Source organism: Burkholderia sp. S-53 (assembly GCF_025560745.1).
Lineage (GTDB): Bacteria > Pseudomonadota > Gammaproteobacteria > Burkholderiales > Burkholderiaceae > Burkholderia > Burkholderia pyrrocinia.
The window spans coordinates 1692501-1714113 of record NZ_CP090484.1; the positions used below are offsets into that span (position 1 = coordinate 1692501).

At 68.9% G+C, this 21613-nt stretch carries 18 protein-coding genes; 7 read left to right on the forward strand and 11 right to left on the reverse strand.

Features of this window, described 5'->3' with window-relative positions:
- Positions 1–133 precede the first annotated feature (133 nt).
- The 4 genes from LXM88_RS29710 to LXM88_RS29725 all read left to right on the forward strand — a co-directional run bounded on the left by LXM88_RS29710 (position 134) and on the right by LXM88_RS29725 (position 6122).
- On the forward strand, positions 134–1177 hold the full coding sequence (locus tag LXM88_RS29710) for a TRAP transporter substrate-binding protein (RefSeq protein ID WP_262542909.1): 1044 nt from the start codon (positions 134–136) through the stop codon (positions 1175–1177).
- A gap of 4 nt (positions 1178–1181) precedes the next feature.
- On the forward strand, positions 1182–3041 hold the full coding sequence (locus LXM88_RS29715; RefSeq protein ID WP_262542910.1) for a TRAP transporter large permease: 1860 nt from the start codon (positions 1182–1184) through the stop codon (positions 3039–3041).
- A 112-nt stretch (positions 3042–3153) separates the two neighbouring features.
- Entirely contained in the window at positions 3154–5133 is a 1980-nt protein-coding gene (tkt, locus tag LXM88_RS29720; protein WP_262542911.1) for a transketolase, read from the forward strand.
- A 29-nt stretch (positions 5134–5162) separates the two neighbouring features.
- On the forward strand, positions 5163–6122 hold the full coding sequence (locus tag LXM88_RS29725) for a D-2-hydroxyacid dehydrogenase (RefSeq protein WP_262542912.1): 960 nt from the start codon (positions 5163–5165) through the stop codon (positions 6120–6122).
- Positions 6123–6138: 16 nt separating this feature from the next.
- Here the strand turns inward: LXM88_RS29725 and LXM88_RS29730 are convergent, their stop codons facing one another.
- The 8 genes from LXM88_RS29730 to LXM88_RS29765 all read right to left on the reverse strand — a co-directional run bounded on the left by LXM88_RS29730 (position 6139) and on the right by LXM88_RS29765 (position 15943).
- Positions 6139–7047, reverse strand: coding sequence for an SMP-30/gluconolactonase/LRE family protein (locus LXM88_RS29730; RefSeq protein WP_262542913.1), 909 nt, complete (start codon positions 7045–7047; stop codon positions 6139–6141).
- Positions 7048–7105: 58 nt separating this feature from the next.
- Positions 7106–8122 carry an L-arabinose ABC transporter permease AraH gene (gene araH / locus LXM88_RS29735; RefSeq protein WP_262542914.1) on the reverse strand — a complete coding sequence of 339 codons (1017 nt, stop codon included), beginning with the start codon at positions 8120–8122 and terminating at the stop codon, positions 7106–7108.
- 31 nt (positions 8123–8153) lie between these two features.
- Positions 8154–9707, reverse strand: coding sequence for an L-arabinose ABC transporter ATP-binding protein AraG (araG, locus tag LXM88_RS29740; RefSeq protein WP_262542915.1), 1554 nt, complete (start codon positions 9705–9707; stop codon positions 8154–8156).
- Between the two features lie 21 nt (positions 9708–9728).
- Positions 9729–10742, reverse strand: coding sequence for an arabinose ABC transporter substrate-binding protein (locus tag LXM88_RS29745; protein ID WP_262542916.1), 1014 nt, complete (start codon positions 10740–10742; stop codon positions 9729–9731).
- A gap of 73 nt (positions 10743–10815) precedes the next feature.
- Positions 10816–11745: a Gfo/Idh/MocA family protein gene (locus tag LXM88_RS29750; protein ID WP_262542917.1), complete on the reverse strand. Its 930-nt coding sequence runs from the start codon at positions 11743–11745 to the stop codon at positions 10816–10818.
- A 25-nt stretch (positions 11746–11770) separates the two neighbouring features.
- Positions 11771–12700 carry a dihydrodipicolinate synthase family protein gene (locus LXM88_RS29755; RefSeq protein ID WP_262542919.1) on the reverse strand — a complete coding sequence of 310 codons (930 nt, stop codon included), beginning with the start codon at positions 12698–12700 and terminating at the stop codon, positions 11771–11773.
- Between the two features lie 50 nt (positions 12701–12750).
- On the reverse strand, positions 12751–14112 hold the full coding sequence (locus LXM88_RS29760; protein WP_262542920.1) for an MFS transporter: 1362 nt from the start codon (positions 14110–14112) through the stop codon (positions 12751–12753).
- A gap of 79 nt (positions 14113–14191) precedes the next feature.
- Positions 14192–15943 (reverse strand): IlvD/Edd family dehydratase, encoded by a 1752-nt coding sequence (locus LXM88_RS29765; protein WP_262542921.1) that lies wholly within the window; start codon positions 15941–15943, stop codon positions 14192–14194.
- A gap of 114 nt (positions 15944–16057) precedes the next feature.
- On the opposite strand from LXM88_RS29765, the gene LXM88_RS29770 reads away from it, so the two are divergent.
- Entirely contained in the window at positions 16058–17008 is a 951-nt protein-coding gene (locus LXM88_RS29770; RefSeq protein ID WP_262542922.1) for a LysR family transcriptional regulator, read from the forward strand.
- 79 nt (positions 17009–17087) lie between these two features.
- Here the strand turns inward: LXM88_RS29770 and LXM88_RS29775 are convergent, their stop codons facing one another.
- Positions 17088–17732, reverse strand: a complete 645-nt coding sequence (locus tag LXM88_RS29775) for a glutathione S-transferase family protein (RefSeq protein WP_262542923.1) — start codon at positions 17730–17732, stop codon at positions 17088–17090.
- Positions 17733–17754: 22 nt separating this feature from the next.
- Positions 17755–18231 (reverse strand): OsmC family protein, encoded by a 477-nt coding sequence (locus tag LXM88_RS29780; RefSeq protein ID WP_262542924.1) that lies wholly within the window; start codon positions 18229–18231, stop codon positions 17755–17757.
- 135 nt (positions 18232–18366) lie between these two features.
- Between LXM88_RS29780 and LXM88_RS29785 the strand changes: the two genes are divergently transcribed.
- On the forward strand, positions 18367–19008 hold the full coding sequence (locus tag LXM88_RS29785; protein ID WP_262542925.1) for a GntR family transcriptional regulator: 642 nt from the start codon (positions 18367–18369) through the stop codon (positions 19006–19008).
- A 227-nt stretch (positions 19009–19235) separates the two neighbouring features.
- Here LXM88_RS29785 and LXM88_RS29790 read toward each other — a convergent pair whose 3' ends face one another.
- Positions 19236–20270 (reverse strand): LacI family DNA-binding transcriptional regulator, encoded by a 1035-nt coding sequence (locus LXM88_RS29790; protein WP_262542926.1) that lies wholly within the window; start codon positions 20268–20270, stop codon positions 19236–19238.
- Between the two features lie 190 nt (positions 20271–20460).
- Here LXM88_RS29790 and LXM88_RS29795 point away from each other — a divergent pair, with 190 nt between their 5' ends.
- Positions 20461–21609 carry an ABC transporter ATP-binding protein gene (locus tag LXM88_RS29795; RefSeq protein WP_262542927.1) on the forward strand — a complete coding sequence of 383 codons (1149 nt, stop codon included), beginning with the start codon at positions 20461–20463 and terminating at the stop codon, positions 21607–21609.
- Positions 21610–21613 lie beyond the last annotated feature (4 nt).

The following is a 21613-nucleotide window of genomic DNA, read 5'->3' on the forward strand; positions in this document are numbered from 1 at the left end:
CCGCGGGGCCCCGCGCGGGCAGCGCGGGCGCCGCCGCCAGCGCGCGCCGACACGGTGCGCCGCCCGGCAAACACGCCGCAGAGCGCGTTGCCTCGGACGACACGATAACGAAACCACATTGGAGGAAGACATCATGACGATCGATTCGAAAGCAGCCAAAGGCATCGACCGGCGCACGTTCCTGAAGGCGGGCGCAGCGGCAGCCGCGGCGGTGCCGCTCTGGGGCGTGTCGACGCGGCGCGCGTTCGCGGCCGAATTCAACTACAAGCTCGCGACCGGCCAGGACCCGACGCATCCGGTGAACGTGCGCGCGCAGGAAGCGCTGAACCGCATCCGCGAAGCGACCGGCGGGCGGCTCGACATCAAGCTGTTTCCGCAGAACCAGCTCGGCTCCGACACCGACCTGCTGTCGCAGGTGCGAAGCGGCGGCGTCGAGTTCTTCAACCAGGCGTCGTCGATCCTCGCGACGCTGACGCCCGCCGCCGGCATCGTCAACACGGGTTTCGCGTTCCAGAACTACGACACGGTGTGGCGCGCGATGGACGGCGATCTCGGCGCGTACGTGCGCGCGCAGATCGAGAAGTCGGGCATCGTGTCCGTGTCGCGGCCGTGGGACAACGGCTTCCGCCAGGTCAGTTCGTCGACGCGCGTGATCCGCAAGCCGGAAGACCTGAAGGGCTTCAAGATCCGCGTGCCGCAGGCGCCGATGCTGACGTCGATGTTCAAGGCGCTCGACGCGGGCCCCGCGCCGATCAACTTCAACGAGCTGTATTCCGCACTGCAGACGGGCGTCGTCGAAGGTCAGGAGAACCCGCTGCCGATCATCGCGACCGCGAAGCTGTACGAGGTGCAGAAGTCGATCAGCCTGACGTCGCACGTGTGGGACGCGTACTGGATTCTCGGCAACCGCCGCGCGTGGGAGCGCCTGCCCGCCGACATGCGCGCGATCGTCACCCGCGAGTTCGAGCGCGCGGCGCTGCTGCAGCGCGCGGACATCGCGCGCCTGAACACGTCGCTGCGCGCCGACCTGACGGCCAAGGGCGTCACGGTCGTCGACGTCGATCACGACGCGTTCCGCAACGCGCTGCGCAAGACGAGCTTCTACAGCGACTGGAAGGCCAGGTATGGCGCCGAAGCATGGGCGCTGCTCGAAAAGAACGTAGGCAAGCTGGTATGACGCGATGACGACGATCCTGCTCCCGCACCCGGCGCCGCGCCGCATCGCCGGTGCCCTCGACACGCTGCTCGGCCACCTGGTCGAGATTCCCGCCGCGATCCTCGTCGTTGCCGAGATCGTCGTGCTGCTCGCCGGCGTCACGAGCCGCTACCTGCTGCACGCGCCGCTCGTCTGGTCCGACGAGCTCGCGTCGATGCTGTTCCTGTGGCTCGCGATGCTCGGCGCGGTCGTCGCGCTGCGGCGCGGCGAGCACATGCGGATGACCGCGCTCGTCGGCAAGGCGTCGCCCGGCGTGCGCGCGTTCCTCGACGTCGTCGCGATCGCCGCGCCGCTCGCGTTCCTCGTGCTGGTGATCGGGCCGGCCGTCGATTTCGCGCAGGACGAGGCGTTCATCACGTCGCCCGCGCTCGAGATCCCGAACAGCTGGCGCGCGGCCGCGCTGCCGGTCGGCACGACGCTGATGGCGCTCGTCGCGTGCCTGCGGCTGATCCGCACCGCGAACTGGCACCTGACGCTCGGCGCGATCGCGGCGGTCGCGGCGATCGCCGGCGGCTTCGTCATCGCCGCGCCGCTGCTGCAGAACCTCGGCAACGTGAACCTGCTGATCTTCTTCGTCGGCCTCGTCGCGGTCGCGGTGCTGTCCGGCGTGCCGATCGCGTTCTCGTTCGGGCTCGCGACGTTCGGCTATCTCGCGCTCACGACCAGCACGCCGCTCGTCGTGGTGGTCGGCCGCATGGACGAAGGGATGTCGCACCTGATCCTGCTGTCGGTGCCGCTGTTCGTATTCCTCGGCCAGCTGATCGAGATGACCGGCATGGCCGCGGCGATGATCGCGTTCCTCGCGAGCCTGCTCGGCCACGTGCGCGGCGGCCTGTCCTACGTGCTGGTCGGTGCGATGTATCTCGTGTCGGGCATCTCCGGCTCGAAGGCGGCCGACATGGCGGCCGTCGCGCCGGTGCTGTTCCCCGAGATGAAGGCGCGCGGCGCGAAGCCCGGCGACCTCGTCGCGCTGCTCGCGGCCACCGGCGCGCAGACCGAGACGATCCCGCCGAGCCTCGTGCTGATCACGCTCGGCTCGGTGACCGGCGTGTCGATCTCCGCGCTGTTCACGGGCGGCATGCTGCCCGGCATCGTGCTCGCGATCACGCTGTGCGCGGTCGTCTGGTGGCGCTACCGCGGCGACGACCTGTCGAACGTGAAGCGCGCGAGCCGCGCCGAGGTGCTGCGCAAGCTGCTCGTCGCGATTCCCGCGCTCGCGCTGCCGTTCGTGATCCGCGCGGCCGTCGTCGAAGGCGTCGCGACCGCGACCGAAGTGTCGACGATCGGCATCGCGTACGCGGTCATCGCCGGCCTGCTGATCTACCGCCGCTTCGAATGGCGGCGGCTCAAGCCGATGCTGATCGACACCGCCGCGCTGTCCGGCGCGATCCTGCTGATCATCGGCGCGGCCACCGGCATGGCGTGGGCGCTCACGCAGTCGGGCTTCTCGGGCCAGCTCGCGAGCGCGATGGCCGGCCTGCCGGGCGGCGCCGCGATGTTCATGGCCGCGTCGATCGTCGCGTTCATCGTGCTCGGCAGCGTGCTCGAAGGCATCCCGGCGATCGTGCTGTTCGGCCCGCTGATGTTCCCGATCGCCCGGCAGATGGGCATCCACGACGTCCACTACGCGATGGTCGTGATCCTGTCGATGGGCGTCGGCCTGTTCGCGCCGCCATTCGGTGTCGGCTACTACTCGGCCTGCGCGGTCAGCCGCATCAATCCCGACGAAGGAATGAAGCCGATCGTCGGCTACATCGCCGCACTGATCGTCGGCCTGATCGTGGTCGCCGCGGTGCCGTGGATCTCGATCGGCCTGCTGCATTGATCCCGCGTCCTCGCGATTTTTCCGACGCTCGCGAGGACGTCCGCTTCCCTTTCCCCGCAACGCCTATCGTGTGCGCCGTCCGTGACCGGACGGCGCCGAGGAGTCCTGCATCATGTCCGTTCCCGCCACCCCGCCGCTCGCCGATGCGATCCGCTTTCTCGCGATCGACGCGATCGTGCGCGCCGGCGAAGGCCACCAGGGCGTGCCGCTCGGCATGGCCGAAATCGCGACCGCGCTGTTCACGCGCCACCTGAAGTTCAATCCGGCCGATCCCGCGTGGCCCGACCGCGACCGCTTCGTGCTGTCGAATGGCCATGGCTCGATGCTGCTGTATGCGCTGCTCCACCTGACCGGCTACCGACGCATCGATCTCGACGCGATCAGGACGTTCCGCGAGTTCGGCTCGCACTGCGCGGGCCACCCCGAATTCGATCCCGCGGCCGGCATCGAGATCACCACCGGGCCGCTCGGCCAGGGGATCGCGAACGCGTTCGGGATGGCGGTGGCCGAGGCCTACCTGAACGCGCGCTTCGGCGACGGCGTCGTCGACCACTACACGTACGCATTCGTCGGCGACGGCTGCCTGCAGGAAGGCGTCGGTCAGGAAATGATCTCGCTCGCCGGCCATCTGCGGCTCGGCAAGCTGATCCTGTGCTGGGACGACAACCGCATCACCGACGACGGCAGCACCATGCTGTCGATTTCCGAGGACGTTGCCGAGCGGTTCCGCGTCGCGGGCTGGCATGTGGTCGACGTCGACGGTCACGACATCGACGCGGTGTCGGCCGCGCTGACACTGGCCCGCAACGACCCGCGGCCATCGATGATCGCGTGCCGCACCGACATCGCGCGTGGCATTGCGCGCCTGCAGGGCCAGCGCGGTGGGCATAGCGGACGCCTCTACGATGCCGACGCCGATACCGCGCGCCGCGACCGCGACTGGCCGCATGCGCCGTTCGAGATTCCGGACGACGTGCTGTCCGCGTGGCGTGCGGCCGGGCGGCGCAGCGAAGGCGAGTATCTCGCGTGGCGCGCGCGCGTGGCCGCGCTGCCGGCCGCCGAGCGCGCCGAATTCGAGCGCGTGATCGCGGGCGAGCTGCCCGACGGCTGGCAGGATGTGCTCGAACGCTACCAGCGCACCGCGCTCGACTCCGGCGAAGCGCAGGCCGGCATCATGATTTCCGCGGAGATCAACGACCTGCTTGCGCCGGTACTGCCGGAGCGCATGGTCGGCTGTGCCGACCTCGAAGCGCCGACGAGCCACAAGCGCAGCCTGCACGCGTTCACCGCTGCGGATCGGGCCGGCGCGTACGTGCATTGCGGGATCCGCGAGCACCTGATGGGCGCGATGGCGAACGGAATGGCCGCGCACGGCGGCGTGATTCCGCTCAGCGTCACGTACCTTGCGTTCTCCGACTACGAACGGCCGGCGATGAGGATGGCCGCGCTGATGGGCCTGCCGGTCAAGTTCGTGTTCAGCCACGACTCGATCGGCGTCGGCCGCAACGGCCCCACGCACCAGCCGGTCGAGATCCTCGCGTCGCTGCGCGCGATGCCGAACATGCGCGTGTTCCGCCCCGCCGATGCGGTCGAGGCCGCCGAATGCTGGGCGCTCGCGTACCGGCACCGCAGCGGGCCCAGCACGCTCGTGTTCGCGCGCCAGACGCTGCCGCTCGTGCGTCGCTCGGCCGGCCCCGGCAACGCGTGCGAGCGCGGCGCGTACGTGCTCGCCGAAGCGGTGGCGGGCCCGCGCCGCGTCACGCTGATCGCGACCGGCTCCGAAGTCGCACTCGCGCTGGCCGCGCGCGAACGGCTGCAGCAGGACGGCATCGGCACCGCCGTCGTGTCGATGCCGTGCTGCGAGCTGTTCGACGAACAGGACGCCGCGTACCGGCAAAGCGTGCTCGGCACCGGCACGGTGCGCGTCGCGGTGGAGGCCGCCGTGCGCTTCGGCTGGGACCGCTACCTCGGCGACACCGGCGAATTCGTCGGCATGTCCGGCTTCGGCGCATCGGGCCCCGCCGATACGCTGTACGCGCACTTCGGCATCACGCCCGAGCACATCGTCGCCGCCGCAGCGCGGCATCTGTGAACCGTCGAGCCATTCATCGAACCACTGCCATGCATACGATCGTTTTCCTCGACCGCGCGACGCTCGCGCCGCAAATCACCCTGCCCGCGCCGGCGTTCGCGCATCGCCTCGTCGAATATCCGGGCACGTTCGCCGGACAGGTGGTCGAACGCCTCGCCGGCGCGACCATCGCGATCACCAACAAGGTCGCGATCACCGCCGACATGCTCGCCGAACTGCCTGACCTGAAGCTGATCGCCGTCGCGGCGACCGGCACCGACTGCGTCGACAAGACCGCGTGCGCGCAACGCGGCATCGCGGTCGCGAACATCCGCGGCTACGCAATCGACACCGTGCCGGAGCACACGTTCGCACTGATTCTCGCGCTGCGCCGCAACCTCGTCGCATATCGCGACGACGTGCTGCGCGGCGTCTGGCAGGAATCGGGGCAGTTCTGCTTCTTCGACCATCCGATCCGCGACCTGTCGGGCGCGACGCTCGGCATCGTCGGCGAAGGCGTGCTCGGGCAGCGCGTCGCCGAACTCGCGAAGGCGTTCGGGATGCGGCCGCTGTTCGCCGTGCACAAGGGCGGCGGCACGGCCGGCATGCTCTACACGCCGTGGGAAACCGTGCTCGAAACCAGCGACATCATCACGCTGCACTGTCCGCTCACGCGCGACACGCGCAACCTGATCGCCGCGCCGGAATTCCGTGCGATGAAGCGCAAGCCGCTGATCATCAACACCGCGCGCGGCGGGCTCGTCAACGAGCACGATCTGGTCGAGGCGCTCGACGAAGGGCTGATCGGCGGCGCCGGCTTCGATGTCGCATCGGCGGAGCCGCCGGCCGCCGACGATCCGATGATGCGCATCGCCGGCCGCCCCAACGTGATCCTGACGCCGCATGTCGCGTGGGCGTCGGACGACGCGCAGCAGGCGCTCGCGGATCAGCTGATCGGCAACATCGAACGGTTTGTCGCGGGATCGCCGAGGAATCTGGTGCAGGCGTGATGCCGGCGGTACGCGATCAGCCGCGCAGCGCGCGCGTGGGCGCAAACCGCGCAGTCGGCAGCCCCGCATGCCGCGTCTGCGCGACGAACACGCCGCCCGCATGCGCATCGCTCGCCAACACGTCGTCGCTCAGCCCGACGCGCGCGCTCGTCACGTACAGGCGGCCTTCGCCATCGAGCGCCGCGCAGCTCGGCTGCGCGGTCGGCACGTCGACGCGCTCGGTCTCGACGCCGTCCGGCCCGTAGCGCACCACCCGCCGTCCGCCCCACTGTGCGTTCCACAGGCCGCCGTCGCGATCGGTTGTCGAGCCGTCGGGGTCGCCGGTCGCGTCGGTCAGGCGCGCGAACGGCCGCACGTTCGCGACGTCGCCGCCCGCGCGGTAATCGCAAACGAAAATCTCGCGCACCAGCGAATCGCAGAAATACATCTTCGAACCGTCCGGCGAGAACGCGATGCTGTTCGCGATCGCCGCCGTCGGCAACGCGAGCCGTTCGAGCGTGAGGTCGGCATTGAGCCGGTAGAACCCGCCGATCGCGCGCGGCGGCTCGCCGCCTTCGTCCTTCATCCCGAACACGAACGCGCCGAACGGATCGCAGCGCCCGTCGTTCAGCCGGGTCGGCAGCTCGGGTTCGACGTCGACGATCCGCGTGAACGCGCCGCTGCGCAGGTCGAACAACGCGAGATGCGTCGCGAGCCCGACGAGCAGCACGCCCGGATCGTCGGTCAGCGCGAAACACGCGAGCCGCTCGGGCATCGCCCACGACGTCAGGTCGGAACCGTCCGCGCGGCATCGCCACAACTGCGCGCCTTCGATGTCCGTCCAGTACAGTGCGTGCGTCGTATCGCACCACGTCGCGCCTTCGCCGAGCGTGCTGCGGCTGTCGGCCAGCAGCGTCGCCGACGCGGCCGGATGATTCTGTTGCATGCCGTCTCCCGATATCTGTCGCGAATATCCGTCGCGTTCGCGGGCGGCGCGCTGCCGGTCAGATCTTCATCGCGCGCCGCTGGTTGCGACGATACTGGTCGAACAGCACCGCGAGCAACAGAATTCCGCCTCGTATCAGATATTGGTAAAAGGTCGGTACGTTCAGCAGGCTCATCGCGTCCTGCACCGCGCCCATGATCAGCACGCCGACCAGCACGCCGGAAATCGTCGCGACGCCGCCCGTCAGCGACACGCCGCCGAGCACGCACGCGGAGATCACGCCGAGCTCGAGGCCGACCGACGTCTTCGGATCGCCGAGGCTCATCCGCGACGCGAGCATCACGCCGGCAAAGCCGGTCACGAGCCCCTGCAGCACGAACACGGTGATCTTGATGCGCATCACCGGCAGCCCCGCGAGCAGCGCGGCCTCGCCGTTGCCGCCGACGGCGAGCACGTTCTTGCCGAACACCGTCTTGCGCAGCAGGAAGCCGAACACGACGAAGCCGATGACGTTGCTCCAGATCGGATACGAGATGCCGAGGAACGAGCCGGCCCCGAGTTCGAAGAAGCGTTCCTCGGAGATCATCACCGCGTCGCCGTTCGACGTGATGAACGCGAGCCCGCGCACGACTTCCATCATCGCGAGCGTGACGATCAGCGAGTTGATCCGGTAGCGCGCGATCAGCACGCCGTTGACGAGCCCGACCGCGCCGCCCGCGAGCACGCCGGCCGCGGTGCCGAACAGCACGCTGTGCGTCGCGGTGATCAGCGTCGACGCGACGACGCCCGAGAACGCGACGATCGACGCGACCGACAGGTCGACCTCGCCGAGCGCGAGCACGAACATCATCGTCACCGCGATCGACCCGATCAGCGTGACCGACAGCAGCAGGCCCTGGATGTTGCGCGGCGTGAGGAAGTCCGGCACGGTCAGCGACAGCGTCGCGAACAGCACCAGAAACACCATCACGATGCCGGAACGGTTGATCAGTTGCCACACGCCGCCGCGCGCCTTCATGGGCGCAGCGGCATCGGGGGATGGAGAAGTGCGTTGGGGTTGCATTGCCTGGCTCATATCATTTGCATTCCGGTTGAACAGCAAGCCGCTAGCGCGGCAGCGCGAGCTTGATCAGCGCGTCGGGCGTGGCCTGCGCCTTCGCCACCTCGCCCGCGATCCGGCCTTCCTTCATCACGATGATCCGGTCCGACACGCCGATCACCTCGGCCAGATCGCTCGACACGAGGATCACCGTGCGGCCCGCTTCCGCGAGTTCGTAGAACAGGTTGTAGATTTCCGCGCGCGCGCCGACGTCGATGCCGCGCGTCGGCTCGTCCATCAGGAACACGTCGATGCGCTCGGCCAGCCAGCGCGCCAGCACGACCTTCTGCTGGTTGCCGCCGGACAGCGCGCCGATCGGCGTGTCGCCGTCGCGGGTCTTGATCGCGAGCCGCTCGATATAGCGTTGCGCGAGCTCGCGTTCGCGCCGCGTGTCGAGCAGCATGCGCGCCGGGCTGAAATGGCGGCGCGCGCTGATGTTCAGGTTGTCGGCCACCGACGCGATCGCGACGATGCCTTCCTGCTTGCGGTCTTCCGGGCACAGCGCGATGCCGGCGCGCACCGCGTCGCGCGGGCTGGCAAACGCGACGCGACGCCCGCCCAGCTCGACGTGCCCGGCGCTCGGGCGCACCGCGCCGTACAGCAGCTTCATCAGTTCCGAACGGCCCGCGCCGACGAGCCCGAAGAAGCCGACGATCTCGCCGCGCCGCGCGGTGAACGACACGGGCTCCGCCAGCCCGGGCCCCGCCAGCCCTTTCGCCTCGATCAGCACATCGCCGGCCGCGCGCGGCCGGTAGCCGTACACGTCCTCGATCGAGCGGCCGACCATGCAGCCGATCAGCCGGTCGCGGTCGAGATCGGCGACCGAATCGAACGTGTCGATCCGGCGGCCGTCGCGAAACACGGTCACGCGGTCGCACAGTTCGTAGACTTCCTCCATCCGGTGCGTGACGTAGACGATCGCACGGCCTTCCGCACGCAGCGCGCGGATGATCCGGAACAGCTGCGTGGTCTCGCGCGCGGACAGCGAGCTCGTCGGTTCGTCGAACGCGATCACGCGCGCATCGCGCATCAGCGCCTTGCCGATCTCGATCATCTGGCGCTGGCCGATCGACAGGTACTTCACCGGAATACCCGGATCGATGTGCTCGCCGAGCCGCTCCAGCGCATCGAGCGCACGCGCGGCGAGCGTGCGCTCGTCGACCACGCCGAGCCGGCTCGGCAGTTGCCCCAGCATCAGGTTCTCGGCAACCGTCAGCTCGGGCACCAGATGCAGCTCCTGGTAGATGATCGCGATGCCGGCCTCGAGCGCGGCGCGCGTCGACGCGAAGCGCTGCACCGTGCCGTTCAGCGTCAGCGTGCCGGACTGCGGCTGGTTCACGCCGGACAGCACCTTCAGCAGCGTCGATTTCCCCGCGCCGTTCTCGCCCATCAGCCCGTGCACTTCGCCCGCGCGCACCGACAGCGACACGGCGTCGAGCGCGCGCACGCCCGGGAACGTCACCGTGATACCGTCGAGCGCGAGCAGCGGGGCGTCCTGCGGCGGTGCGCCTGCCGCAGCGTCGTTGCTGCGGGACACGGCCGTCATCGTCTGCATCGTCATCGCGTGTTCGCCTCGCACCGCTCAGATGCCGAGCTCGGTGCGCACGGCCTGCCAGTTCGTGCGCGTCATCAGCTTGCCGCTCGTCTGCGTGTCGGCCGCCGGCGTCTTGCCGTTGCGGATCCAGTCGACGAGGTTCTGCGTGCTGTCCTTGCCGTGGTTCGTCGAGCTGACCGCGATCGTCCCGTAGAAGCCGGTCGGCTCCTTCTTCTGGAACTCGGCGAACGCTTCACCGGCGCCGTTGATGCCGACGCCGATCACGTCGGCCGCCGGGATGTGCAGCTGTTCGGTCGCGCGCACCGCGCCGAGCACGGTTTCCTCGTTCAGCGCGTAGACCACCCATTTCTTCACGTTCGGATGCCGCGCGAGCACCGGCGCGGCCGCGCTGAAGCCGCCTTCGTCGTCGGTCGTCTTCTGCGGCGCGTCGAAGATGTTCTCCTTGCGGAAGCCGTTCGCGAGCAGCGCCTGCGTCGCGCCGTCGGTGCGCAGCTTCGCGGTCGGCAGCTCGTTGTTGGTGATCCGCAGCGCGCCGACTTCCTCGGGCTTCCAGCCGCGCCGCTTCATCTCGTCGGAGATCGCCTGGCCGACCTGGTTGCCGATCTTGGTCGCCGACATCCCGAGGTGCGGCACGTTCGCGAGCGGCTTGCCGGTCGAATCGACGAGCTGGTCGTCGACGGTCACGAACTTCATGTTGTAGCGCTTCGCGCGCGCGGAGATCGCCGGGCCGAGGCGCACGTCGGGCGCGCAGATCACGAAGCCCTGTGCGCCCTGCGAACCGAGGTTGTCGATCGCGGCGAGCACCTTCTCGCCGTCGGGCGTGCCGATCTTCACGACCGAGAAATTCTCCTTCTGGCCGAGCGCGGACGCCGCGTTCTGCTCGTTGATGAACCACGCCTGCTCGGGCATCTTCACCAGGAAGCCGATCTTCAGCGGCGCGTCGGCGCGCGCGGCGCCCTGCATGCCGAGCGGCGCGATGCAAAGCGCGGCCAGCAGCGCGCGCAGGGTGTGTCGGCGAATCGTGTGAGTGGTGCGGGTCATGCCGTGTCTCCTGGTATCGTCTTGGGTCTTCATCATTCATCGTGCACGGTCGCGGCGAAGCGCGCCGGCACATTCAGCGGCCGAACGCGTCGGTCTGCACGCGCCGGCCGAACAGAAACGCATCGGCGACGAGCCGCAGCGGCCGCACGTCGACGTCGCTTTCGCCGCGCGCGATCAGCGCGCGGAAGTGAGCATACAGTGCCGGATACTCGCGTTCGGGGCCGATCTCGACCGGCTCGCCGGCGATCGACAATTGCGCGCCGCCGCGGCTGATCGCGAGCACGCCGTCGGCCGTGTCGACCGCGATCTCCCATTGCTCGACCGGGCCGTGCCGCCAGTCGAATTCCGCGCGTACTGGCACGCCGTCGGTATCCGCGCAATCGAGTTCGGCCGCGATCGGCGTCTGCACGTCGCTCGGCACGAACAGCGTCGCCTCGCGCAACACGAGCTCGCGCGGCAGGATCCGCGTGACGATCGACAGCGCATTGATGCCCGGATCGAACACGCCGAGGCCGCCCGGCTCCCAGATCCATTGCTGCCCCGGATGCCAGCGCCGCACGTCCTCCTTCCAGCGCACCTGCACCGCGCGGATCGTGCGCGTCGCGAGCCATGCGCGGGCGGGCTCCACCGCGCTCGCGCAGCGCGAATGCCAGGTCGCGAACAGCGTGAGGCCGCGCGCGTGCGCGAGCGCCTCCAGCGCGGCCACTTCGCCGAGCGTCGCGCCCGGCGGCTTCTCGAGCATCACGTGCTTGCCCGCTTCGAGCGCGGCGCGCGCCTGCGCGTAGCGCACCTGTGGTGGCGCGCACAGCGACACCGCGTCGAGCTCGCGCTCGGCGGCCAGCAGCGCGCGAAGATCCTGATAGTTGCGCACGCCGGCCACTTCCGCGTGGCGGCTCGCGCAGGCCGTCAACGCGAAGCCCGGTTCGGCGGCGATCGCCGGAAGATGCTGGTCGCGCGCGATCTTGCCGATCCCGACGACGCCCAGCGTAACCTGCTTGCTCATTGTGCGTTCCTCCTTCGCGTATCGCTCAGTGCGCCCAGCGCAGCACGAGCGGATCGAGCCGGCGCGCGATCGCGAGCAGTTCCGCGCGCGTGTCCGGATGCAGTTCCGGCATCGGATGCCGCGGCCGCTCGCACGCGATCACGCCGCCTTCGCGCATCAGCGCCTTCGCGGTGAGGATCCCGGACTGGCGGTTCTCGTGATTGATCAGCGGCAGCCATGCCTGGTAGCGCGCGTACGCATCGTCGTGGCGACCCTCGCGCCATGCTTCGAGGATCGGCCGGATGCCGTCCGGAAACGCGCCGCCCGTCATCGCGCCGGTCGCGCCCGCATGGAGGTCGGCGAGCAGCGTGATCGCCTCCTCGCCGTCCCACGGCCCTTCGATCGCATCGCCGCCGAGCCGGATCAGCTCGCGCAGCTTGTTCGCCGCACCGGGCGTCTCGATCTTGAAGTACGCAACCTGCTCGATCTCGCGCGCCATCCGCGCGAGGAACGGCGCCGCGAGCGCGGTGCCGCTCGCGGGCGCGTCCTGGATCATGATCGGGATGTCGATCGCGTCGGACACGCGCGCAAAGAAATCGAAGATCTGCGCTTCGGGCACACGGAACGTCGCGCCGTGATACGGCGGCATCGCCATCACCATCGCCGCGCCGAGCTGCTGCGCGCGCATGCTGCGCGCCGCGCACACCTGCGTGCTGTAGTGCGACGTCGTGACGATCACCGGCACGCGGCCCGCCACGTGTTCGAGGATCGTGCGCGTGAGCACGTCGCGTTCGTCGTCGGTGATCGCGAATTGCTCGGAGAAGTTCGCGAGGATGCACAGCCCGTCCGAGCCCGCGTCGATCATGAAATCGACCGCGCGTTTCTGGCTCGCGAGGTCGAGCTCGCCGGTGTCGGAAAACGTCGTCGGGACGACGGGGAAGATGCCGCGATAGCGCGGCGTGCTGCTCGATGTCATGTTCGGGTCCTGCGTCGGTCGAATCGGCGTTCAGCCGGAAAGCAAAGCGTTCAGGATTCGCGGGCGAGCGCGCCCGCGGCCGGCTGCGGCGCGCGCAGCGTCGCGCGGACCACGAACGTGATCAGCACCGCGAACAGCAGCGTCGCCGCGAGGAAATACAGGCCGGCCGCGAGGCTGCCGGTCGCCTGCTTGATCAGGCCGATGCCGTACGGCCCGACATAACCGCCGAGATTCGCGAGCGAATTGATCGCGGCGATGCCGACCGCCGCGCTGGTCCCGGTCAGGAATTCGCCGGGCAGCGCCCATACGACGGCCTGGATCGAGTAAAGCGAGAACGCGGTGAGGCAGATGAACAGGAACTGCAGCGCGGGCTGCCGCGCCCATGCGCTCGCGGCCATCGTCAGCGCCGCGGCGGCCGACACGACGACGATGTGCCAGTAGCGTTCACGCGTGCGATCCGAATGACGCGGCACGACCAGCAGCCCGACCACCGCGAACAGGTACGGCACGGCGGACAGCAGGCCGGTGGCCGCGTCGCCCACGCCGAACGCGTGAATGATCGTCGGCAGCCACAGCGACAGCCCGTAGATGCACAGCGGGAATGGCAGGAACAGCGCCGCGAGCAGCAGCACGCGCCGGTCGGCCAGCGTCGCGAGCGGATTGCGGTGCGCATCGGGGCGGTAGGTGTCGCGATCGGCGGCGAGCTGGCGCGCGATCCAGCGCCTTTCGTCATCGTTCAGCCAGCGCGCGCGGTCCGGCGATTCGGGCAGCAGCCGCAGCGTCGGCCACACGAGCAGCACGGCCGGCAGGCCGCTGACGACGAACAGCGTCTGCCAGTTCGACAGCCCGAACAGCCCGTGCGTCGACAGCAGCCAACCCGCGAGCGGCCCCGTCACGATGCCGGCGATCGGCTGCGCAAGCACGAGCAGCCCGATCACGCGCGCGCGGCCGCGCATCGGAAACCACTGCGTGAGGAAATACAGGATGCCCGGATACAGGCCGGCTTCGGCCGCGCCGAGCAGGAAGCGCAACGCATAGAAGCTGGCCGGCCCCTGCACGAGCGCCATCGCCATCGTGATCACGCCCCACGTCGCGAGAATGCGCGCGAACCACACGCGCGCGCCGAAGCGGCCGAGCGCGAGATTGCTCGGCACTTCGCACAGGAAATAGCCGATGAAGAACAGGCCCGCGCCGAGCCCGTACGCCGCGTCGCTCAGGCCGACGGCCGCGTTCATGTGCAGCTTCGCGAAGCCGACGACCGTGCGGTCGACATAGGCCACCACGTAGATCAACGCGAGAAACGGCACCAGCCTGCGCGTGAGCGTGCGCATCAACTGCCGTTCGTCGACGGCAGCCGACGGGCCGGATTGAGCCGCGGCCGGTGTCGCGGACGGGTGCTGCGTCGTCGTCATCGTGTCTCCATGGGTGGGCTGCGCCGGCGTCGTCGCCGGTCTGTCCTGCTTCACCGGTGCCGCGTTTCGCGCCTGCCGCTCAATGCGAGTGGCTCGGCACGTCCGCGCCGCGCGTGCCGACCAGGAAGTCGAGGTCGCACCCCTCGTCGGCCTGCAGCACGTGATCGATGTACAGCCGTGCGTAGCCGCCCTTGCCGAGCTGGCCGGCCACGCCCGGCGCCGCGGTCGGATCGACATCCGACAGGCGGCGCTGCAGTTCGTCATCCGTGATGTCGAGATGCAGCGTGCCGGCCTCGCAGTCGAGCTCGATCCAGTCGCCGTTGCGCACCGCCGCGAGCGGCCCGCCGGCGGCGGCTTCCGGCGCGACGTGCAGCACGACCGTGCCGTACGCGGTGCCGCTCATCCGCGCGTCGGAAATCCGCACCATGTCCTTCACGCCCTGGCGCAGCAGCTTCGGCGGCAGCCCCATGTTGCCGACCTCGGCCATCCCCGGATAACCGCGCGGCCCGCAGTTCTTCAGCACCAGCACGGAGCTCGCGTCGACGTCGAGCGCTTCGTCGTTGATCGTGGCCTTGTAGTGATCGAAGTTCTCGAACACCACCGCACGGCCGCGATGCTTCAGCAACTCGGGGCTCGCCGCCGACGGCTTGAGCACCGCGCCGCGCGGCGCGAGATTGCCGCGCAGGATGCGGATGCTGCCGTCCGCGATCAGCGGCCGGTCGAGCGGGCGGATCACTTCGTCGTCGTAGTTCGGCGCTTCGCGCACGTTGTCCCACAGCGATTTGCCATTGACCGTCAATGCGTCCGGGTTCGGCAGCAGCCCGCCTTCGCCGAGCCGGCGCAGCACGGCCGGCAAGCCGCCCGCGTAATAGAACTCCTCCATCAGGAAGCGGCCCGACGGCAGCAGGTCGACGATCGTCGGCGTGTCGCGGCCGACGCGCATCCAGTCCTCGAGTTCGAGCGGCACGCCGATGCGGCCCGCGATCGCCTTCAGGTGAATCACTGCGTTCGTCGAGCCGCCGATCGCCGCGTTCGCGCGGATCGCGTTCTCGAACGCGGCGCGCGTCAGCACCTTCGACAGCACAAGCCCTTCGAGCGCCATCTCGACGATGCGGATGCCCGACATGTGCGCGAGCACGTAGCGACGCGAGTCGACGGCCGGAATCGCCGCGTTGTGCGGCAGCGTGACGCCGAGCGCCTCGGCCATGCACGCCATCGTCGACGCGGTGCCCATCGTGTTGCAGGTGCCGGCCGAGCGCGACATGCCGGCTTCCGCCGACAGGAAGTGATGCAGGTCGATCTCGCCGGCCTTCAGCGCTTCGTGCAGTTGCCACACGGCCGTGCCCGAACCGATGTTCTTGCCTTCGAGCTTGCCGTTCAGCATCGGCCCGCCCGACACGACGATCGCCGGCACATCGCAGCTCGCCGCGCCCATCAGCAGCGCGGGCGTCGTCTTGTCGCAGCCGGCGAGCAGCACGACTGCGTCGATCGGGTTGCCGCGGATCGCTTCCTCGACGTCCATCGACGCGAGGTTGCGCGTGAGCATCGCCGACGGCCGCAGGTTCGATTCGCCGTTCGAGAACACCGGGAACTCGACCGGGAAACCGCCCGCTTCGGAGATCCCGCGCTTCACGTGCTCGGCGAGCTTGCGGAAGTGCGCGTTGCACGGCGTCAGTTCGGACCACGTGTTGCAGATACCGACGATCGGCCGGCCGTCGAACTCGTGATCAGGGATGCCCTGGTTCTTCATCCAGCTCCGGTACATGAAGCCGTTCTTGTCGTTCGTGCCGAACCATTGGGTGGAGCGCAGCCTGGGTTTTGTTGCCGACATCGTCAGTCCTGTGGTGACGGGATACCGGCGCAGTCTAGGCAGAATTTTGATAACTCGCTAATGACGTTTTAGGCGATTACGATATCGATTCCGATATCGATATAAACCCGTACGATGACTGATGCCAGCCCGTGGGGCAACCGCAGCCGCCTGAAGACCCGCCAGCTCCTGCTGGTCGTCGCACTTGCCGACGAAGGCAGCATTCATCGCGCGGCGGCCGCGCTGAACATGACGCAGCCGGCCGCGTCGAAGCTGCTGCGCGAACTCGAGGAATCGATCGGCGCGGTGCTGTTCGAGCGCCTGCCGCGCGGGATGCGGCCGACGCTGTACGGCGACGCGCTGATCCGCCACGCGCGCGCGGCGCTCGGCAGCCTCGACCAGGCGAACGAGGAACTGGCCGCGCTGAAGGCCGGCCATCTCGGGCATGTGGCGGTGGGCGCGATCACGTCGCCGGGCCTGCGGCTCGTGCCGCCGGCCGTCGCCGCCGTGAAGGGCACGCATGCGGGCCTGCATGTATCGGTCGAGATCGACACCAGCAACGTGCTGCTCGAACATCTCGCGCAGGACAAGATCGATATCGTGCTCGGCCGGCTCTCCGCCGAACACGACAAGCTGCGGCTGCGCTACGAGCCGCTGACCGGCGAAACGGTGGCCGCGGTGGTGCGGCCCGGCCATCCGCTGCTCGCGCAGGCGCCGCTGTCGCTTGCCGACGTGCAGCGCGCCGCGTGGGTCGTGCCGCCGGCCGGCAGCGTGCTGCGCCATCGTTTCGAACTCGTGTTCCAGCGCGCGAGCCTCGCGCCGCCCGCGAACGTCGTCGAAACGTCCGCGCTGCTGTTCATCACGCAACTGCTCGAACAAAGCGACATGATCGCGGTGCTCGCCGAGGACGTCGCGCGCTACTACGCGCGACACGGGATCGTCACGGTGCTGCCGCTGGAGATGGATTGCCGGATGGACGATTTCGGGATCATCACGCGCACCGACCGGCTGCATTCGCCGGCCGTCACGGTGATGGCCGATGCGATCCGGGCGGCTGCGCGGGAGGTTTACGGCGTTGCGCTGTGACGTGACGGCGGTCGGGGCGTTGGCGAATCGCCCGGCACGCATGCCCGTCGAATGACGGGCATGCAGCGTCTGTCGCGCGTTACACCCAGGGCTGCGCGAGTCCTTCGGTCTGCAGCGCACGCTGGATCGCCGGGCGCGCGAGCACCTGCTGCAGATAGCCGCCGAGGATCGGCCGTTGCCGCGCCGGCTCGGCAAAGCCGCGGGTCCAGCGGCACAGCATCAGCGCATACGGATCGAGCACCGTGTAGTGCGCGCCGAGCAGCCAGGGTCCGCCGCTCTCTTCCAATTGATGGTCGAGCTGATCCAGCAGCGTGCCGACTTTCGCCTCCGCGTGCGCCTTCACCTGCGCGGCGCCCGCCGCATTGCCCGCATCGACCCAGCGCTCCGGATAGAAATACGCGATCAGCGTGGCCTGCAGTGTGTTGGTGAGCCACATCAGCCATTTGTAGAACTGCGCGCGCGCCGGCGTGCCGAGTTCGGGGGCGAGCCGCAGTTCCGGGTGCGTATCGGCGAGATGCAGGCAGATGGCAGCGGTTTCGTACAACACGAGATCGCCATCGATCAGCACCGGAATCAGTCCGTTCGGATTGAGCGCAAGGTAGTCGGGCGACTTGTGCTGATCGTGCGCGCGGTCGACGAGTTCGAGTTCGAACGGCTTGCCGATTTCTTCGAGCACGAAGTGCGGCGCCATGCTTGCGTTGCCGGGGTAGTAGAAAAGCTTCATCGTCGTTTCCATCGCCGACGCGTCACGCCGCGGCAAACCCGATCACCGGTTCGCAGCGGATCGGGAAGTTGACCGAGTTCGCGATATAGCACTTCGCGTGCGCATCGTGATGCAGACGTTCCGCGAGCGCGCGATTGTCGCCGGCCTGGATGGTCACGTGCGGGTGCAGCACGATTTCGGTGAAGCGTCCCTGCTCGGGACTGTCGAGCATCGTTCCTTCCGCGTTGTCCACATACGCGAGCACGCGGATGCCCGCTTCGGAACACAGATGCAGATACCAGAGCTTGTGACACGCCGAGGCCGACGCCAGCAGCAGGTCTTCGGGGTTCCAGCGCGATGCGTCGCCGCGGAACGCCGCGTCCGACGAACCGGGAATGTCCGGCTTCGAGCCGGCGCGAATCACATGATCGCGGCCGTACTCGCGATACCCCGACGTGCCGGTGCCGCGGTTGCCCGTCCACTGCACTGCGACGCGATACTTGTGTTCGCCAGATGCCATCTCGCTCTCCATTGATATCGGTTGCTTCGACCGGGCCGGACGTCGTTCTCCGGAGCCCGCCTGTGATCGCCATTGTGGCACCGGATTGCCGTTTGGTATACCATTATACCAAAATGAAGCAAGGAACACGCTGCCATGGAAGCCAAACTCGACTCCACCGCCGACGCGGTGGCCGCGTCGCTGCGGGACATGATCATCAACGGCGAGCTGGAGGCCGGCGAGCGGCTCGTCGAGCGCGATCTGGCCGACCGCTTCGGCATCAGCCGGATTCCGATGCGCGAAGCGATCCAGCGCCTGGAACGCGAAGGACTGCTGGATATCTTCAGGAATCGCGGCGCCGTCGTGCGCATGCTGAGCGCGTCGGACGTGCAGGAAATCTACGATCTGCGCGCGCTGCTCGAAGGCGACGCGATCTACCGCAGCGTGAAACGCCTCGACGACGAGACGCTCGCGCGCGCCGAACTCGTTCATCGCCTGCTCGGCGACGCGACCGTGCCGCGCCGGCAGGGCGAATTGAACCGCGAATTCCACGCGTTGCTGTATTCGTGCTGCGGCAACGCGCGGCAGTTGAAGGCGATCGGGGAACTGCGCAGCCAGGTCGAACGCTACGAGCGCCTGCAGGCCACGCTGCTCGCGGATACGCCGTCGTTCCAGGTCGAGCACGAGGACATCCTGCAAGCGTGCCGCGAACGCAACGCGCGCGCCGCGCGGTCGATGACGGTCGCGCATCTCGAATCGGCCAGAAGCATCGTGATGCGGCTCGTCGAAGGCGGGTGAGGCCGGCACTGCGTTTGCCGGTTTCTACACCGCACGCCGTACCCCGTACCGTACCGTACCGTACCGTGCCGTGCCGTGCCGTGCCGTGCCGTGCCGTGCCGTGCCGTGCCGTGCCGTGCCGTGCCGTGCCGTGCCGTGCCGTGCCGTGCCGTGCCGCGCCGCGCCGCGCCAATTATGTCGGCAAACTCGAAGTACCCGGCGCCGCCACCCGCGGTGTCTTCTTCTTGCTACCGCGTCGCGCTCCCATGCGGTACGCGGCCTGTCGTACCGCGCACCACCAGCCGCGGCAGCGACGCAGTCCGCACGCGCGATGCATCGTCGCTCCGCCCACCCGCCTCGCGCAGCGCGTTGAGCAGTTCGACCGCGAGCCCCGCGGCTTCGGCGGTCGGGATCGCGACGGTCGTCAGCGTCGGGCGCGTGTCGCTTGCCAGATGGATGTCGGTAATGCCGACGATCGACAGGTCGTCGGGCACGCGCCTGCCGCGATCGGCCGCCGCGTGCATCGCACCGATCGCGGGCAGGTCGTTGGTGGCAACCAGCGCGGTCAGCTGCGGGTGAGTGTCGAGCAGCCGGCCCGCCGCGCGCACGCCGCCTTCGATCGAATCGTGCTCGGCCGCGACGAGCGACGCGTCGAGCCCCGCTTCGCGCATCACGTCGACGAAGCCGTCGTAACGCGGCGCCTGCACGCCGCTCGCCGACCCGCCAACGATCAAGCCGATGCGCTCGTGCCCGAGTTCAATCAGATGCCGCGTCGCGATCCGCCCCGCCTCGCGGAAATCGATGGCCACGCACGGCAAGCCGTCGGGCGGCGCCTCGGGCCGCTCCCACAGGCACAGCACGACCGGCACGCCGCGCCGCGCGACGTCGAGCAGATCCGGCAGGTGCAGGTTCGCGTTGGTCACGAGGATGCCCTCGGAAACCGTGCCGGCGATCTGGTCGAGATAAGCGCGCCCCTGCAGCGGATCTTCGTTCGTATTGCAGACGATCAGGAACTGCCCGTTGCGGCGCACCGCGCGCTCGACCGCCAGCGCGAACTCCGGATAGAACGGGTTCGCGATGCTCGACACCATCAGCGCAACCGTCGGCGCGCGCCCTTCCGCCAGCGCCCGAGCGGCAAGATGCGGCCGGTACCCGAGCGCCTGCACGGCTTCCAGCACCCGCGCGCGCGTGGCTTCGCCGACCCGGCCGCGGTCGCGCAGCACGTTCGATACGGTCGCGGCCGTCACGCCGGCGCGGCGTGCAACTTCATCCAGTGTCGCCATGGTTTGCTCACTATATGAGACGTCGATCCAGTATTTGCTTCGTTCATCGAAGCGGCGCACTATCGCCGCACACCCTGCCGCCCGACCAACGGGCGCGACTCGGCCGCGATCGCATCGCCTCTTTTTTTTGATCGCGATGATTAAGCGCTTAATCAGACATGATGGCGCATTAAAACATGGAGCGGAGACAATGGCGAGCATCTCGATGCGACGCGTGCAGAAAGCCTATGGCGATCACGCGCCGGTCATTCGCGACGTCGATCTGGAGATCGGCGCGCACGAGTTCTGCGTGTTTCTCGGGCCGTCCGGATGCGGCAAGTCGACGCTGCTGCGCATGATTGCCGGGCTCGAGGACCTGAGCGCGGGCGAGCTGTCGATCGACGGCCGCCGCGTCGACGACGTGCCCGCCGCCGAGCGCGGCGTCGCGATGGTGTTCCAGAGCTACGCGCTGTTTCCGCACATGACCGTCTACGAGAACATGGCGTTCGGGCTGAAGCTCGCACGCGTGCCGAAAGCCGAGATCGACCGGAAGGTGCGCGATGCGGCGCGCATCCTGCAGCTCGACACGCTGCTCGACCGCAAGCCGAAGGCGCTGTCGGGCGGCCAGCGGCAGCGCGTCGCGATCGGCCGCGCGATCGTGCGCGAGCCCGGCGTGTTCCTGTTCGACGAACCGCTGTCGAATCTCGACGCGGCGCTGCGCGGCCAGACCCGCATCGAGATCGCGCGGCTGCACCGGCAGTTCGAACGCGCGAGCGTCGTCTACGTGACGCACGATCAGACCGAAGCGATGACGCTCGCCGACAGGATCGTGCTGCTGCACGCCGGCGCGGATACCGCGCAGCACGGCAGCATCGCGCAGGTCGGCGCACCGCTCGACCTCTACCACCATCCGGCCAGCCGCTTCGTCGCCGGCTTCATCGGCTCGCCGCGCATGAACTTCCTGCCGGCCGTCGTCACCGCATCCGATGCCCGCCGCACGACCGTCACCGTCGCGCCTTCCGGCGAAACCTTCACGCTGCCGCGCGACGGTTCCGCGCTCGCTGCCGGCGCCACCGTGACGCTCGGCATTCGCCCCGAGCACCTGACGCTCGGCGCCGCGCACGACGCGACGACGCTCGTGCGCGACGTCGCGCTCGTCGAACGCCTGGGCGAACAGACCTACGTGCACCTCGACCAGCCCGGCGGCGCGCCGCTGATCGCGAAGGTGCCCGGCGACGCGCAGGTGCGCAGCGGCGAACGCGTGCACGTGCACGCGCCGGCCGCGGCCTGCCATCTGTTCACCGAAGACGGCCGCGCGGTGCCCGCGTGCGCCGACGTCCACGTTCATCACTACGCTTAAGGAT